Raw genomic sequence first — 14634 nt, forward strand, 5'->3', positions numbered from 1 at the left:
AGCGCAACAGGATGGAGTCGGCCATGAAAAGCAGATTGCTACGGATTTTGATGTTGTTGAAAGTGATGGTGATGCTGTCCCTCGGCACTGCAACGGCCTGGGCCGAGTGCGAGGATCACGATTCACAGGCGTTCAACGGCCAGGTCGGGCATAGCGGGCTGATGCTCGCCAAGTCCGAGGCGGAGCCGGGGGATATGAATCAGGGCGGCAGCGCCGATGATGACGACTCGACCACTGACGAGCCGGACACCGATGACCCGGATGATGAAGGCGATAGCCAGACGTAATTCACCGGGCAAAGAAAAACCCCTTCTGCCTCGATTGATGCGCAATCGAGGTGGAAGGGGTTTGGTTAACTCTGGTTCGACGCAAATCCCCTGTAGGAGCTGCGGAACGCTGCGATCTTTTGATCTTGATTCTGAAAATCAAAAGATCGCAGCCTCGTTGCACTCGTCAGCTCCTACAGGTTTTGCTGTGGCTTACGCCGCGCCGTCGAGGAACTGCTCGGCGTAGTGGCAAGCCACCTGCCGGTTATCCAGTTCACGCAACAGCGGTTCTTCCGTGCTGCAACGCTCGGTTGCGTACGGGCAGCGCTTGTGGAATGCGCAACCCGGTGGCGGGTTCAGCGGGTTGGGCAGTTCGCCGACGATCTTGATTTTCGGCTTGTGCGGATCCGGGTGAATGGTCGGGGTCGCTGACAGCAGCGCCTGGGTGTACGGGTGCAGCGGGCGCTCGTAGATGTCGTTCTTCGGACCCAGTTCAACCGGGCGACCCAGATACATCACCATCACATCATCGGCCACGTGCTGCACCACCGCGAGGTTGTGCGAGATGAACACGTAGGCAGTGTTGAACTCCTGCTGCAGGTCCATGAACAGGTTGAGCACCTGGGCCTGAATCGACACGTCCAGCGCCGAAGTCGGTTCGTCTGCCACCAGCACTTTCGGCTGCAGCATCATGGCCCGCGCGAGGGCGATACGCTGACGCTGACCACCGGAGAACATGTGCGGATAGCGCTGGTAATGCTCGGGACGCAAGCCGACCTGCTTCATCATCGCCTGGACTTTCTCGCGACGCTCAGTGGCCGACAGTTTGGTGTTGATCAGCAGCGGCTCGGCCAGTTGATCACCGATTTTCTGCCGTGGGTTCAACGACGCATACGGGCTCTGGAACACCATCTGCACGTCTTTGCGCAGTTGCTTGCGCTCGGCCTTGTCGGCGCCGGCAACTTCCTGGCCGGCGATCTGCAGCGAGCCCGACGATGGCTCTTCAATCAGCGTCAGGGCGCGGGCGAGGGTGGATTTGCCGCAGCCCGATTCACCCACCACGGCGAGGGTCTTGCCGGCTTCCAGTTCGAACGACACGCCGTTGAGCGCGCGCACGGTGGCGTGGCCCTTGAACAGGCCACGGGAGACTTCATAGTGACGGGTCAGGTCGCGGGCGGTAAGTACGACGGCCATTACGCCACCTCCTGGTTCAGCGGGTAGAAGCAGCGGGCGAGGCTGTTGGCTTTCGGATCGAGGCCCGGACGCTGGGTGCGGCAGTTGTCCTGCACGTACGGGCAGCGCGGCGACAGCAGGCAACCCTGCGGACGGTCGTAGCGGCCCGGGACGATGCCCGGCAGGGTCGACAGACGCGAGGCGCCGAGGCTGTGCTCGGGAATCGCCTTGAGCAATGCTTCGCTGTACGGGTGCGCCGGAATGTCGAACAGTTGCGGCACCTGGCCGACTTCAACGGCCTGGCCGGCGTACATCACGCAGACGCGCTGAGCGGTTTCGGCAACGACGGCGAGGTCGTGGGTGATCAGCACCAGGCCCATGTTCTGCTCTTTCTGCAACGCCAGCAGCAGATCCATGATCTGCGCCTGAATCGTCACGTCGAGGGCCGTGGTCGGTTCGTCGGCGATCAGCAGTTTCGGCTCGCCGGCGATCGCCATGGCGATCGCAACACGCTGGCTCATACCGCCAGACAGTTGATGCGGGTAGGCGTCCATACGGCTGGCGGCGCCCGGGATTTCAACTTTTTCCAGCAGTTCGATGGCACGCTTGCGCGCTTGCTTGCCGGACATTTTCAGGTGCAGGCGCAGTACTTCTTCGATCTGGAAACCGACGGTGTAGCTCGGGTTCAGCGCGGTCATCGGGTCCTGGAAAACCATCGACAGGTCTTTGCCAACGATCTGCCGACGCTGACGATTGCTCAGTTTGAGCATGTCCTTGCCGTCGAAGCTGAGTGAGTCGGCGGTGACGATGCCGGGATGCTCGATCAGACCCATCAGCGCCATCATGGTCACGGATTTACCCGAACCCGACTCGCCAACGATGGCCAGTACTTCGCCTTTGTCGACTTTCAGGTCGAGGCCGTCGACCACCGGCGTGGCGGTCTTGTCGCCGAAGCGGACGTTGAGATTCTTGATTTCTAGCAGTGACATTTGAATCTCCTCAGGCGGCGTTCTTGAGTTTCGGGTCCAGCGCATCGCGCAGGCCGTCGCCCATCAAGTTGATTGCCAGCACGCTGAGCAAAATGGTCAAACCAGGCAGACTTACGACCCACCAGGCGCGTTCGATGTAGTCGCGGGCCGAGGCCAGCATGGTGCCCCACTCGGGGGTTGGCGGTTGTACGCCGAGACCGAGGAAGCCCAGTGCGGCGGCATCGAGAATTGCCGAGGAGAAGCTCAGGGTCGCCTGCACGATCAGCGGCGCCATGCAGTTGGGCAGCACGGTGATGAACATCAGACGCGGCAGACCGGCACCGGCCAGACGCGCGGCGGTGACGTAATCGCGGTTCAATTCGCCCATCACGGCAGCACGGGTCAGACGCACGTAGGACGGCAGGGAAACCACGGCAATCGCGATCACGGTGTTGATCAGGCCAGGGCCGAGGATGGCGACGATCGCCACAGCCAGCAGCAGCGACGGCAGGGCCAGCATGATGTCCATCAGACGCATGATGGTCGGGCCGACCACTTTCGGGAAGAAACCGGCGAACAGACCCAGCAGGATCCCGGGAATCAGCGACATCACCACCGACGACAAACCGATCAGCAGCGACAGGCGCGAGCCCTGGATCAGACGCGACAGCAGGTCACGGCCAAGTTCGTCGGTGCCGAGCAGGAACTGCATCTGCCCGCCTTCGAGCCACGCCGGCGGCGTCAGCAGGAAGTCACGGTATTGCTCGCTCGGGTTATGCGGCGCGACCCACGGCGCGAAGATCGCGCAGAAAATGATCAGCAGCATGAACAGCAGGCCGGCAACCGCGCCCTTGTTTTTCGAGAACGCTTGCCAGAATTCTTTGTACGGTGACGGGTACAGCAGGCTTTGATCCACGGCGGACGTGGCGGTGGCTACTGAGGAAGTTGGAGTGCTCATGGGTATTGACCTCAGCGCTGATGACGGATGCGTGGGTTGGCAAAGCCGTAGAGGATATCCACCACGAAGTTGACCAGAATCACCAGGCAGGCGATTAACAGGATGCCGTTTTGCACCACCGGATAGTCCCGGGCGCCGATGGCTTCGATCAGCCATTTACCGATGCCGGGCCAGGAGAAAATGGTTTCGGTCAGCACCGCACCGGCCAGCAACGTGCCGACTTGCAGGCCGACCACGGTCAGCACCGGAATCAGAGCGTTGCGCAGACCATGCACGAACACCACGCGCGACGGCGACAGGCCTTTGGCCTTGGCGGTGCGGATGTAATCTTCGCGCAGCACTTCGAGCATCGACGAACGGGTCATCCGCGCGATCACCGCCAGCGGAATGGTGCCGAGTACGATGGCTGGCAGGATCAGGTGATGCAGGGCGTCGAAGAACGCGCCGACGTCATCGGCCAGCAGCGTGTCGATCAGCATGAAGCCGGTTTTCGGCTCGATGTCATACAGCAGGTCGATGCGCCCGGAAACCGGGGTCCAGCCCAGGCTCACCGAGAAGAACATGATCAGGATCAGGCCCCACCAGAAGATCGGCATCGAGTAGCCCGCGAGGGAGATGCCCATCACCCCGTGGTCGAACAGCGATCCTCGTTTGAGTGCCGCGATCACCCCGGCCAAGAGCCCGAGAATGCCAGCGAACAGCAGGGCGGCCATGGACAGTTCCAGGGTCGCCGGGAAAAGAGAGGTGAACTCGGTCCACACACTTTCACGGGTACGCAACGACTCACCGAGATCGCCCTGGGCCAGTTTGCCGATGTAGTCCAGATACTGGGCATACAGCGGCTTGTTCAGCCCCAGGCGTTCCATTGCCTGAGCGTGCATTTCGGGGTCGACCCGACGTTCGCCCATCATCACTTCCACGGGGTCGCCCGGAATCATGCGAATCAACGCGAAAGTCAGCAAGGTGATGCCGAAAAACGTGGGGATCAACAACCCCAGTCGGCGGGCAATAAAACTAAACATCTTGTGTGGTACCTCATCAGCCGGTTAGGCGTGTCCGGCGTCCCTCAGGTCAGGGACGCCGGGCGTTTCTTATCTACTTCACCTGGGTGGTGGCGAAGTTATTAGTGGTGAGAGGGCTGATGTGGTAGCCCTCTACATTTTTGCGCATTGCAGTGAACATCCGAGTATGGGCCATGCTGATCCATGGCTGGTCCTGATTAAACAGCACTTGAGCCTGTTCGTAGAGCGCGGCGCGTTCGGCCGGATCTACTTTAGCCCGTGCTTCATCCAGCAGTGCCTGGAATTTCTCGTTGCACCAGCGTGCGTAGTTTTCGCCGTTCTTGGCGGCCTCGCAACTGAGCATAGGCGTCAGGAAGTTATCCGGGTCGCCGTTGTCGCCCGCCCATCCGGCCGAGACCATGTCGTGCTCGCCGGCCTTGGCGCGCTTGAGCATCTCGCCCCATTCCATGACGCGGATGTCGATCTTGATCCCGACTTTCGCCAGGTCAGCCTGCATCATTTGTGCGCCGAGCATCGGATTGGGGTTGGTCGGACCGCCGCCGTTACGGGTGAACAGGGTAAACGTGGTGCCTTCCGGAACCCCGGCTTCCTTGAGCAGCTTGCGCGCTGCATCGAGGTCGCGTGGCGGGTTCTTCAGGTCATGGTTGTAGCCGAGCAGGGTAGGCGGGTACGGGTTGACCGCCACCGACGCGTTGCCCTTGCCGAACAGCGCGTTGACGTAGGCTTCCTTGTCGAACGCGATGTCGATGGCTTTGCGCACACGCACATCGCTCATGTACTTGTGCTGAGTGTTCATCGCGACGTACGAAACGGTCATCGCGTCGAGCTCGTCGACTTTCAGGTTGCTGTCTTTCTTGATGCTCGGGATGTCATCCGGTTTCGGATACAGGGCGACCTGACATTCGTTGGCCTTGAGCTTCTGCAGACGCACGTTGTTGTCGGTAGCAATCGCCAGGATCAACGCGTCGGCCGGTGGCTTGCCACGGAAATAATCCGGGTTGGCCTTGAAGCGTACCTGGGCATCCTTGGCGTAGCGCTGGAAGATGAACGGACCGGTGCCGATCGGCTTGTTGTTGAGGTCGCCGGCCTTGTTGGCCTTGAGCAACTGGTCGGCGTATTCGGCCGGGTAGATCGACGAGAACGCCATGGCGAGGTCGGCGAGGAACGGCGCTTCGCGGCGGGTCAGGGTGAACTTGACCGTGTTGTCGTCGATTTTCTCGACGCTTTTCAGCAGTTCCTTGAAGCCCATGCTCTCAAAGTACGGGAAGCCCACGCTCGACAGTTTGTGCCACGGGTGATTCGGGTCCAGCTGGCGCTGGAAGCTCCAGACCACGTCGTCGGCATTCATGTCGCGGGTCGGCTTGAAATATTCGGTGGTGTGAAACTTGACGCCTTTGCGCAGGTGGAACGTGTAGCTCAGGCCGTCTTCACTGATGTCCCAGGAGTCGGCAAGTGCCGGGATCACTTCAGTGGTGCCGGGCTTGAAATCGGCGAGCCGGTTGAAGATGGTTTCGGCCACAGCGTCCGCCGTGACTGCAGTTGTGTACTGGACCATATCGAAGCCTTCCGGGCTGGCTTCGGTGCAGACCACCAAGGGTTTGGCCGAGGCGCCGACAGCGACACTCAGCAACGCAGCCGCGATGGCCGCACGTAGGGGAAGCATTTTCATCGATAACCCTCTGCAATCGGTTGAAGACAGAAAACCGAACGGCCGACTCATCATGAGTCAGCCGCCGGTTGCGTTTTTACAGAATGTTGAACGGGATGGTGGTCACGAGACGGAACTCGTTGATGCTGCCGTCAGCCTGGTTTTCGCTGGCACGGTGCGCGGTGTAGGTGCCGCGAATCGTCGTGGCTTTGAGCGGGCCGCTTTGTACTGCATAGGCTGCACCGACGCCGTATTCATAGTGGTGTTCGCCGTCCATCGCCTGCACGCCATCGTAGCCGCCACCCTTGTAGTGAGTGCCGTCGATGCCCCAGCCGCGTGCCTGGTAGATGTTGAATTTCAGGCCAGGCACGCCGTATTCAGCCATGTTGATGCCGTAGGAAACCTGGAAGGATTTCTCGTTCGGGCCGTTGAAGTCCGAGAGCAGGGAGTTGGCCAGGTAGATACCGTTGGTTTCGTGCAGGTAGTCGAAGTACTCGTTACCGTTCACTTCCTGATAGGAGAAGGTCACGGTGTGCGCCTGATGCGTCAGGCCGAACGACAGCGAGTAGGTGTCGTTATCGATGTCCCCCAGCAGTTTTTTGCCTTCGTCGACGGTCTTGTAGTAGTTCAGGCCGGTGGTCAGGCTCAGCACCGAGCTATCGCCCAGCACGTGGGTGGCGCCGAAGTAGTACTGGTTCCACAGGTCTTCGGCCTGGGTGCCCCACAGGCTGGTGGTCAGGCTGGCGAACGGCTGGTAAGAGATACCGGCGGTGTTGACGTGATCGGCTTCGGCGTTGATGTCACCGTATTCCGAGCGGAATTTGCTCAGGCTTTCTTCGGTACGTGGCGAAACGCGGTCGAAGGTGGCGACGTCGAACGCCAGGTTGTTCAGCTCTTCGCTGTGGATCGCGATACCTTCGAAGCTCGATGGCAGCGGACGGTTACCGATCACATCGACTTGCGGGCTGCTGAAGTTCATGCGGCCGGCGGTCAGGGTGGTGTTGGAGATGCGCGCCTTGACGTTGGCCAGGCCCAGCTTGCTCCACTGGCCTACCGCGTCACCGCCTTCACGGGTCAGGGTACGGTTGTTGCCCGCGCCTGGGCGGGTGCCCGGAGCGCCGCCGTTGTTCGCGGCGAGGTTCTCGCGGTCGCGCTCAAGGGCGATTGCATTGTAGGCAGCCACTTCGGTGCTGAAGCCGACAGTACCTTCGGTGAAGCCCGAGTTGTACTTGATGATCGTGCCTTGCACCCAGTTGATCCGGCGATCGGTTTCGGTCGACTGGCCGTTCTTGCGGTAAGCGAACTTGCCGCCACGCTTGAGTTGTTCGTTGGCGTACCAGTTACGGGTCGAACCGCTGATCGATTGCCCTTCGAGGAAGCCGGTGGCTTCGGCCTGGGCGCTCTTCTCGTTGACCGTTACCGGGGTAAACGCCTGACTCTGGGTTTCCGCATAAGCCGTGGCGGTGATGCTGCTGATGGCCAAGGCCAGTATCGCGGTGCTGCTCAGTTTCATGGGTGAAGCTCCTTTACTTTCTTTTTATCCCGGCTTTTTTTGGTATGCCGGTTATTGGTTTAGAACTCGTTCACACATCGCAAACGTTTGCAAAAGGCCGGATTGGCGAATTTCGGCAAAGCGCTTGCGTGAGGGGAGTAGACGGCTCCCCTCAGCATTGCGGCTAATCGGTTGGTTTAATCGATACTGACACCCGAGAACACATTGCGGCCGAACGGGCTGACTTTGAACCCTTCGACCCTGGTGCTTAACGGCTGGTTGACCGTCGAGTGGGCGACAGGCGTGATCGGCACTTGCTGTTTAAGCAATTGCTGGGCCTGTTTATAAAGCTCGGTGCGCTGATCACGATCGGTGACGACTTTGGCCTGTTTGATCAGCTTGTCGTACGCCGGATCGCACCACATGGAGTAGTTGTTGCCACCGATCGCGTCGCAGCTGTACAGCGTGCCCAGCCAGTTGTCCGGATCCCCATTGTCACCGGTCCAGCCGATCAGGCTGATGTCATGCTCGCCGTTCTTGGTGCGCTTGATGTACTCGCCCCATTCGTAGCTGACGATCTTCACTTTCAGACCGATCTTGGCCCAGTCGGACTGGAGCATTTCGGCCATCAGTTTGGCGTTCGGGTTGTACGGGCGCTGCACCGGCATCGCCCACAGGGTGATCTCGGTGCCTTCTTTCACACCGGCAGCCTTGAGCAGCTCTTTGGCTTTTTCCGGGTTGTAGGCGGCGTCCTTGATGGTGTCGTCGTAGGACCACTGGGTAGGCGGCATGGCGTTGACGGCCAGTTGGCCGGCGCCCTGATAAACAGCGTTGAGAATCCCCTGTTTATTCACCGCCATGTCCAGCGCCTGACGTACTTCCAATTGATCGAACGGCTTGTGGCGCACGTTGTAGGCGATGTAGCCGAGGTTGAAGCCAGGCTTGGTAATCAGTTGCAGCTTCGGATCGGTTTTCAGCGCTTCAACGTCGGCAGGGCGCGGGTGCAGGGTGATCTGGCACTCGTTGGCCTTGAGTTTCTGCACGCGGACCGAGGCGTCGGTGTTGATCGCGAAAATCAGGTTCTTCAGTTTGACCCGGCTCGGATCCCAGTACTGCGGGTTGCCGGTGTAGCGGATGTTCGAGTCTTTCTGGTAGCTCTTGAACACGAACGGCCCGGTGCCGATCGGCTTCTGGTTGATGTCGCTCGGCTTGCCGTCGGCCAGCAACTTGTCGGCGTATTCGGCGGACAGAATCGAGGCGAAACTCATGGCGATGTTCTGGATGAACGCGGCGTCGACGCTGTTGAGCGTGAACTCCACGGTCAGCGGCCCGGTCTTTTCGACCTTGGCGATGTTCTTGTTCAGGCTCATCCCGTTGAAGTACGGAAACTCGGTGGGGTAGGCCTTACGGAACGGCTGTTGCGCGTCGAGCATGCGATTGAACGTGAACAACACGTCGTCGGCGTTGAAATCGCGGCTCGGCTTGAAGTAAGGGGTTGTATGAAATTTCACGCCTTCACGCAGGTGAAAGGTGTATTTCAGGCCATCTTCGGAAATGTCCCATTGGGTCGCCAGACCCGGTACGACGTTGGTCGCGCCCTTTTCGAACTCGACCAGACGGTTGTACAGCGGCTCGGCGGCGTCGTTGTCAGTGGCCGTCGTGTATTGCGCGGTATCGAAACCCGCCGGACTGCCTTCCGAGCAAAACACCAGGCTGTCGCTGGCGGCGTAGCTTGCAGACGTGGCGGCCAACAGGCCGGCGCCCAACAGTGCGGAAAAAAACAAGGTATGGCGCATGACGCTCCCTCTTTTTTAGTGTTGTGCAATGCGCCTCGGCCCGATCCCGGGACTTTTTGGCCGCATTGAGCTCAATCCAATACGTACGGCAAAACCGGTCGCCCACGCAGACACTGGTCAGTACGCGACGGTAGGCACCGTGCTGCTGGCAGTAAATACGTAATTGCCTTAATGCTCGTAGGAAAAGTCGACGCGCCTATACCGAAGCAATCATCTGCGGCGGATTTGGGTGTAGGCCTTTTCCTTTTTTCCCGGTAGATAAAGCAACGGCGACGTCAGAAACGCCGCCGCTGCAATGTCTTACTTGCTGACGCTGACGCCGTAGAAGGAATTCAGGCCAAATGGGCTGATCTTGAAATCCTGCACGTTGGCGCGCATGGGTTGATACACCGTCGAGTGAGCGATAGGTGTCATTGGGACTGCATCTTTAAGGACGTGTTGCGCCTGTTTGTACAGCTCGGTGCGCTTGCCCTGGTCGGTGGTACGTTTGGCTTCTTTCACCAGTCCGTCGAACTTCTTGTCGCACCACTTGGAGAAGTTGTTGCCGCTCAGCGAGTCGCAGCCAAACAGCACGTTGAGCCAGTTGTCCGGATCACCATTGTCACCGCTCCAGCCAATGATCATGGCCTGGTTCTCGCCACCTTTGGAACGCTTGATGTACTCGCCCCATTCGTAGCTGGTGATCTTCACTTTCAAGCCGATCTTGGCCCAGTCGGACTGGAGCATCTCAGCCATCAGTTTGGCGTTAGGGTTGTACGGACGCTGCACCGGCATCGCCCACAGAACGATTTCGGTACCTTCCTTGACGCCGGCTTCCTTGAGCAGCTGCTTGGCTTTCTCAGGATCGTACTTGGTGTCTTTGATGGTGGTGTCGTAGGACCACTGGGTCGGCGGCATGGCGTTGACGGCCAGCTGGCCAGCGCCCTGGTAAACCGAATCGATGATCTGCGGCTTGTTCACGGCCATGTCCAGCGCCTGGCGAACGCGCAGGTCAGCCAGCGGGTTGGCCTCGTTGCTGCCCTTGACCTTGTCCATCACGTTGTAGGCGATGTAGCCAAGGTTGAAGCCGGCCTGATCCGGCATCTTCAGCGACTTGTCTTCTTTCAGCGCTTTCAGATCGGCCGGACGCGGGAACAGGGTGACCTGGCACTCGTTCTTTTTCAGCTTCTGGATACGCACCGACGGGTCGGTGGTGATGGCGAAGATCAGGTTGTCGATCTTCACGTCTTCAGGCTTCCAGTAATCCTTGTTGCCGGTGTAACGGATGTTCGAGTCTTTCTGGTAGCTCTTGAACACGAACGGGCCAGTGCCGATCGGCTTCTGGTTGATGTCGGCGGCTTTGCCATCCTTGAGCAACTGGGCGGCATATTCGGCGGACTGTACCGAAGCGAAGCTCATGGCCAGGTTCTGGATGAACGCGGCGTCGACTTCTTTCAGCGTGAACTTGACGGTGTGGTCATCGACTTTGTCGATCTTGGTGATGTTGGTGTCCATCCCCATGTCGGTGAAGTACGGGAATTCGGTCGGGTACGCCTTACGGAACGGGTCGTCCTTGTTGATCATGCGGTTGAACGTAAACAGCACGTCGTCGGCGTTGAATTCACGGGTCGGCTTGAAATACGGGGTGGTGTGGAACTTGACGCCTTCGCGCAGGTGGAAGGTGTAAGTCAGGCCATCGTCGGAAATGTCCCACTTGGTCGCCAGACCAGGAATCACGGCGGTGCCGCCGCGCTCGAACTGGGTCAGGCGGTTGAACATGGTTTCGGCTGAGGCGTCGAAGTCGGTTCCGGTGGTGTACTGGCCTGGATCAAAACCGGCCGGGCTCCCTTCGGAGCAGAACACCAGGTTAGTCGCAGCGGTGGCGAAAGGTGCGGAGGCTAACAAGCCTGCGCCGACTAGAAACGGAATGACCGCGTGTTTAAGCATGTTGGCCTCATGATTTGTTGTCATTTTTTAGTAGTGAGGTACGACCTCGTGAGTCGTGCCTGCGGATACTTATGCAGGGCCCATACCCAATGCAAGATCCAGAGCGGTCGGCGGCGTTAAACGGTGGCACGTACGTACCTTAATGTCGCATCCGTGTAACTTTTGACGCATTTGACCGTTTGCGGGTGGTTTTTAAGGTGCAAACCGAGCCCCAAAACGGTGCGGTAGTCATGTTCTGCGCGCCGCCTTGGGGCTGGGTGTTACTTATTTATACCCACGCCATAAAAAGGGGTTAGACCGAAAGGACTGATACGGAAGTCAGTGACCTCTTTGCGCAACGGCTGGAAGACCGTGGAGTTGGCGATCGGCGTGATCGGCACTTGCTGTTTAAGGATCAGTTGCGCCTGTTGATACAGTTTTACCCGTTGCGCTTTATCCGTGGCCACTTTGGCCTGCTGCACCAGTTTGTCGTAGGCGGGATCGCACCATTTCGCATAGTTGCTGCCTTTGACGGCCGCGCAGCTGTAAAGCACGCCGAGCCAGTTGTCCGGGTCGCCGTTGTCGCCGGTCCAGCCGTAGATCATGGCGTCATGTTCGCCATTCTTGGCCCGCTTGATGTACTCGCCCCATTCATAGCTGACGATGTTGGCCTTGATGCCGATCCTGTCCCAGTCCTGCTGGATCATCTGCGCCGACATCCGCGCATTAGGGTTCGAGGCGCGCTGCACTGTCATCGCCCACAGGTTGATGGTTGTACCGGGTGCAACCCCGGCTTCCTTGAGTAGCGCCTTGGCTTTGACCGGGTCGTAAGGCGCGTCTTTTATGTTCGGATCGAACGACCATTGCGCGGGTGGCAAAGCGTTCTGCGCCAGTTGGCCGGCGCCCTGGTAAACCGCCTTGATGATTGCCGGTTTGTCGATGGCCATGTCCAGCGCCTGACGCACCTTGAGCTGATCAAGCGGCGGATGGGTAGTGTTGTAGGCGAGGAAGCCAAGGTTGAATCCGGCCTGTTTGAGCACGCGCAGGTTCGGGTCTTTTTCCATCACCTCGATATCGGCCGGGCGCGGGTAACCGCTGACCTGGCATTCACCGGCCTTGAGCTTCTGCAGGCGCACGGCGGCATCGGGTGTGATCGAGAAAATCAGGTTGTCGATTTTCACGTCTTCGGGTTTCCAGTAGGCCTTGTTCGCGGCGTAGCGGATCTGGGAATCCTTCTGATAGCGCTTGAACACGAACGGACCGGTGCCGACCGGTTTCTGGTTGAGGTCGGCGGCTTTGCCGTCCTTCAACAGTTGTGCGGCGTATTCGGCCGATTGTACCGAGGCGAAGCTCATGGCGAGGTTCTGTACGAAGGCTGCATCAACGTTGTTGAGGTTGAAGCGCACGGTGTGGTCGTCGAGTTTTTCCACCGATTGGATCGTGGTGTTCAGGCCCATGTCGGTGAAGTAGGGGGATTCGGCGGGGTAGGCCTTGCGGAAAGCGTTGTCCGGGTCGAGCAGGCGCTGGAAGGTGAACAGGACGTCGTCGGCATTGAAGTCGCGGGTCGGGGTGAAGTAGTCGGTGGTGTGGAATTTCACCCCTTCGCGCAGGTGGAAGGTGTAGTGCAGGCCGTCGCTGGAGACGTCCCATTTGGTCGCCAGGCCAGGCTCGATGTCAGTACCGCCGCGCTGGAATTGGGTGAGGCGATTGAAGACGGTTTCGGCGGAGGCGTCGAAGTCGGTGCCACTGGTGTATTGGCTCGGGTCGAAGCCGGCGGGGCTGGCTTCGGAGCAGTAGACGAGGGTTGTGGCGGCGTTGGCGATCGGTGCGGTGGCGGCAAGGGCCAGGGAGATCAAGAGCGGTTTGAGGGTGGATCTTGGCATGGAGTCCCCGGGGAATTGGCGGTGGTTATTGGTTCAGGGTAGCTGGGGTTTGGGGGGCTTCGGAAATATCGTTTTTCTTGGGGGAGTGTCTATCTCGGTATATCTGAGCGTTTTTTTGATTGGGGGCATATCCGTTGCTGCGGTAATGGCGGCTTAGGGTTTCGCCCTGACGGCGACTCACTTTTTTTACAAACCCCTCCGTGTCAGGCTACCTGTCGCCCGTGGATCAAGATCAAGAGCAGGCGAGCTGGCACTCGGCCTATTGAGTGGTGAAAAGCGTGGGGGGCCGGCTTTTGATTTGTGTTGTTGCTGCCCCTCACCCCAGCCCTCTCCCGAGGGAGAGGGGGCCGATTTGGGTGGTGTTCAAAACCTGCATTCGACTCGGTACCTCACGTCGGCGTAGCTCTCGCAATCACCTCGGTCAGTCCCCTCTCCCTCCGGGAGAGGGCTAGGGTGAGGGGCTTTTGATCTTCTGCATATTTGCATTCAGCTGGGTATTCCACGTCGGCGCAGGTCTGCCAAACACCTCGGTCAGTCCCCTCTCCCTCTGGGAGAGGGTTAGGGTGAGGGGCTTGTGATCTTCTGCATATTTGCATTCAGCTCGGTATTCCACGTCGGCGCAGGTCTGCCAAACACCTCGGTCAGTCTCCTCTTCCTCCGGGAGAGGGTTAGGGTGAGGGTTTGCTTTTGGCTGTTTAAATCCGCTGCCAAATAACCCGAACCTTCCCACAAGGTTTTCAGGTTGTCCGTCGGACGTCCGCTCTCTAGGCTTGGGTCGTCGCTGGATGTTCAGCGATCGGGTGTGAGAACCCGGAAAATTAGTGATTCAGTGCGCATGTCCGCATAATTGCCGCCAGCTCTTCAGTTGTCTGCAATAGCGATATGGCGGCTGTGTGCGGGCAGACTTCGGTCTGGCCGGTTTTCCTATTTTTCCGGTTTCTCACCCCGCACATAGCTGCCACCCACTTCGCCGCGTGAGAAACGGCAGGTGATGGCGTTCATTTAGCAAAGTAGGGCTATTTAATGACCAAGCCAGTCCCCGACCCACCCGAAGAAACCCCAACCCCCCTCGAAGCCGCGCTGCGCGCCGACGATCTCGCAAAAAACCGCGAAGCCATCAAGCGTGCCCTCGATTTCTATCTCTGCCCGGCACCCAGCAAACCCCATCCACCCAGCACGATGTTTCTGATCCAGCCCGACATCGACACCGAAAGTCTGCTGGCTCATGCCTGTGAATCCCTCGCGTCAGCCAACACGCTGGCCAGCGATTTCGCCGATCAGCTCGGCCGTCCGCAGCGCAACACGGCGCTGGCGATTCAGCAGATCATCATGCTCGCGGAGCTGGCGGTGAATCGGGCGCTGGATCGGGTTGATCCACAGGCCTGACGATCGCGTTATCGTTCATCGCGAGCAGGCTCACTCCTACAGGTGAGCGCATTTCAAACTGTGGGAGCGAGCTTGCTCGCGAAGAGGGTGGTTCATCCACAGCAAATCCCGGGCATAAAAAAACCGCCGATCATTCA

At 59.2% G+C, this 14634-nt stretch carries 11 protein-coding genes; 2 read left to right on the forward strand and 9 right to left on the reverse strand.

Features of this window, described 5'->3' with window-relative positions:
• Window positions 1-23 precede the first annotated feature (23 nt).
• A complete protein-coding gene (locus LIS66_RS04015; protein ID WP_042608795.1) occupies window positions 24-287 on the forward strand; it encodes a hypothetical protein in 264 nt (87 codons plus the stop codon).
• A gap of 192 nt (window positions 288-479) precedes the next feature.
• On the opposite strand, the gene LIS66_RS04020 is transcribed toward LIS66_RS04015, so the two are convergent.
• The 9 genes from LIS66_RS04020 to LIS66_RS04060 form a co-directional block, all read right to left on the reverse strand.
• Window positions 480-1460: a peptide ABC transporter ATP-binding protein gene (locus LIS66_RS04020; RefSeq protein ID WP_042608794.1), complete on the reverse strand. Its 981-nt coding sequence runs from the start codon at window positions 1458-1460 to the stop codon at window positions 480-482.
• Window positions 1460-2428, reverse strand: a complete 969-nt coding sequence (locus LIS66_RS04025) for an ABC transporter ATP-binding protein (protein WP_016771722.1) — start codon at window positions 2426-2428, stop codon at window positions 1460-1462. The genes LIS66_RS04020 and LIS66_RS04025 overlap by 1 nt, the downstream gene beginning before the upstream one ends.
• Before the next feature lie 10 nt (window positions 2429-2438).
• A complete protein-coding gene (locus LIS66_RS04030; protein WP_016771721.1) occupies window positions 2439-3365 on the reverse strand; it encodes an ABC transporter permease subunit in 927 nt (308 codons plus the stop codon).
• A gap of 11 nt (window positions 3366-3376) precedes the next feature.
• Window positions 3377-4387 carry an ABC transporter permease subunit gene (locus LIS66_RS04035; RefSeq protein ID WP_016771720.1) on the reverse strand — a complete coding sequence of 337 codons (1011 nt, stop codon included), beginning with the start codon at window positions 4385-4387 and terminating at the stop codon, window positions 3377-3379.
• A gap of 73 nt (window positions 4388-4460) precedes the next feature.
• The gene (locus LIS66_RS04040; protein ID WP_227973681.1) at window positions 4461-6056 is read right to left on the reverse strand and encodes an ABC transporter substrate-binding protein; all 1596 of its coding nucleotides are present in this window, start codon (window positions 6054-6056) and stop codon (window positions 4461-4463) included.
• A gap of 76 nt (window positions 6057-6132) precedes the next feature.
• On the reverse strand, window positions 6133-7548 hold the full coding sequence (locus LIS66_RS04045) for an OprD family porin (protein WP_042608792.1): 1416 nt from the start codon (window positions 7546-7548) through the stop codon (window positions 6133-6135).
• A 176-nt stretch (window positions 7549-7724) separates the two neighbouring features.
• Entirely contained in the window at window positions 7725-9323 is a 1599-nt protein-coding gene (locus LIS66_RS04050) for an ABC transporter substrate-binding protein (RefSeq protein ID WP_227973682.1), read from the reverse strand.
• 300 nt (window positions 9324-9623) lie between these two features.
• Window positions 9624-11249 (reverse strand): ABC transporter substrate-binding protein, encoded by a 1626-nt coding sequence (locus LIS66_RS04055; RefSeq protein WP_042608790.1) that lies wholly within the window; start codon window positions 11247-11249, stop codon window positions 9624-9626.
• Between the two features lie 260 nt (window positions 11250-11509).
• Window positions 11510-13111, reverse strand: a complete 1602-nt coding sequence (locus LIS66_RS04060) for an ABC transporter substrate-binding protein (RefSeq protein ID WP_227973683.1) — start codon at window positions 13109-13111, stop codon at window positions 11510-11512.
• Between the two features lie 1023 nt (window positions 13112-14134).
• Here LIS66_RS04060 and LIS66_RS04065 point away from each other — a divergent pair.
• Complete coding sequence (locus LIS66_RS04065) at window positions 14135-14497, forward strand: DUF6124 family protein (protein WP_227973684.1); 363 nt, start codon at window positions 14135-14137, stop codon at window positions 14495-14497.
• The last annotated feature ends 137 nt before the right edge of the window (window positions 14498-14634 follow it).

It is taken from the genome of Pseudomonas sp. HN2, assembly GCF_020736465.1.
Lineage (GTDB): Bacteria > Pseudomonadota > Gammaproteobacteria > Pseudomonadales > Pseudomonadaceae > Aquipseudomonas > Aquipseudomonas moraviensis_A.

Excerpts from the sequence above, each read along its gene's own strand:
- LIS66_RS04020 (WP_042608794.1), bottom strand. The coding sequence starts at position 1,460 with ATGGCCGTCGTACTTACCGCCCGCGACCTGACCCGTCACTATGAAGTC.
- LIS66_RS04040 (WP_227973681.1), bottom strand. The coding sequence starts at position 6,056 with ATGAAAATGCTTCCCCTACGTGCGGCCATCGCGGCTGCGTTGCTGAGT.
- LIS66_RS04035 (WP_016771720.1), bottom strand. The coding sequence starts at position 4,387 with ATGTTTAGTTTTATTGCCCGCCGACTGGGGTTGTTGATCCCCACGTTT.
- LIS66_RS04065 (WP_227973684.1), top strand. The coding sequence starts at position 14,135 with ATGACCAAGCCAGTCCCCGACCCACCCGAAGAAACCCCAACCCCCCTC.
- LIS66_RS04050 (WP_227973682.1), bottom strand. The coding sequence starts at position 9,323 with ATGCGCCATACCTTGTTTTTTTCCGCACTGTTGGGCGCCGGCCTGTTG.
- LIS66_RS04015 (WP_042608795.1), top strand. The coding sequence starts at position 24 with ATGAAAAGCAGATTGCTACGGATTTTGATGTTGTTGAAAGTGATGGTG.
- LIS66_RS04025 (WP_016771722.1), bottom strand. The coding sequence starts at position 2,428 with ATGTCACTGCTAGAAATCAAGAATCTCAACGTCCGCTTCGGCGACAAG.
- LIS66_RS04060 (WP_227973683.1), bottom strand. The coding sequence starts at position 13,111 with ATGCCAAGATCCACCCTCAAACCGCTCTTGATCTCCCTGGCCCTTGCC.
- LIS66_RS04045 (WP_042608792.1), bottom strand. The coding sequence starts at position 7,548 with ATGAAACTGAGCAGCACCGCGATACTGGCCTTGGCCATCAGCAGCATC.
- LIS66_RS04030 (WP_016771721.1), bottom strand. The coding sequence starts at position 3,365 with ATGAGCACTCCAACTTCCTCAGTAGCCACCGCCACGTCCGCCGTGGAT.
- LIS66_RS04055 (WP_042608790.1), bottom strand. The coding sequence starts at position 11,249 with ATGCTTAAACACGCGGTCATTCCGTTTCTAGTCGGCGCAGGCTTGTTA.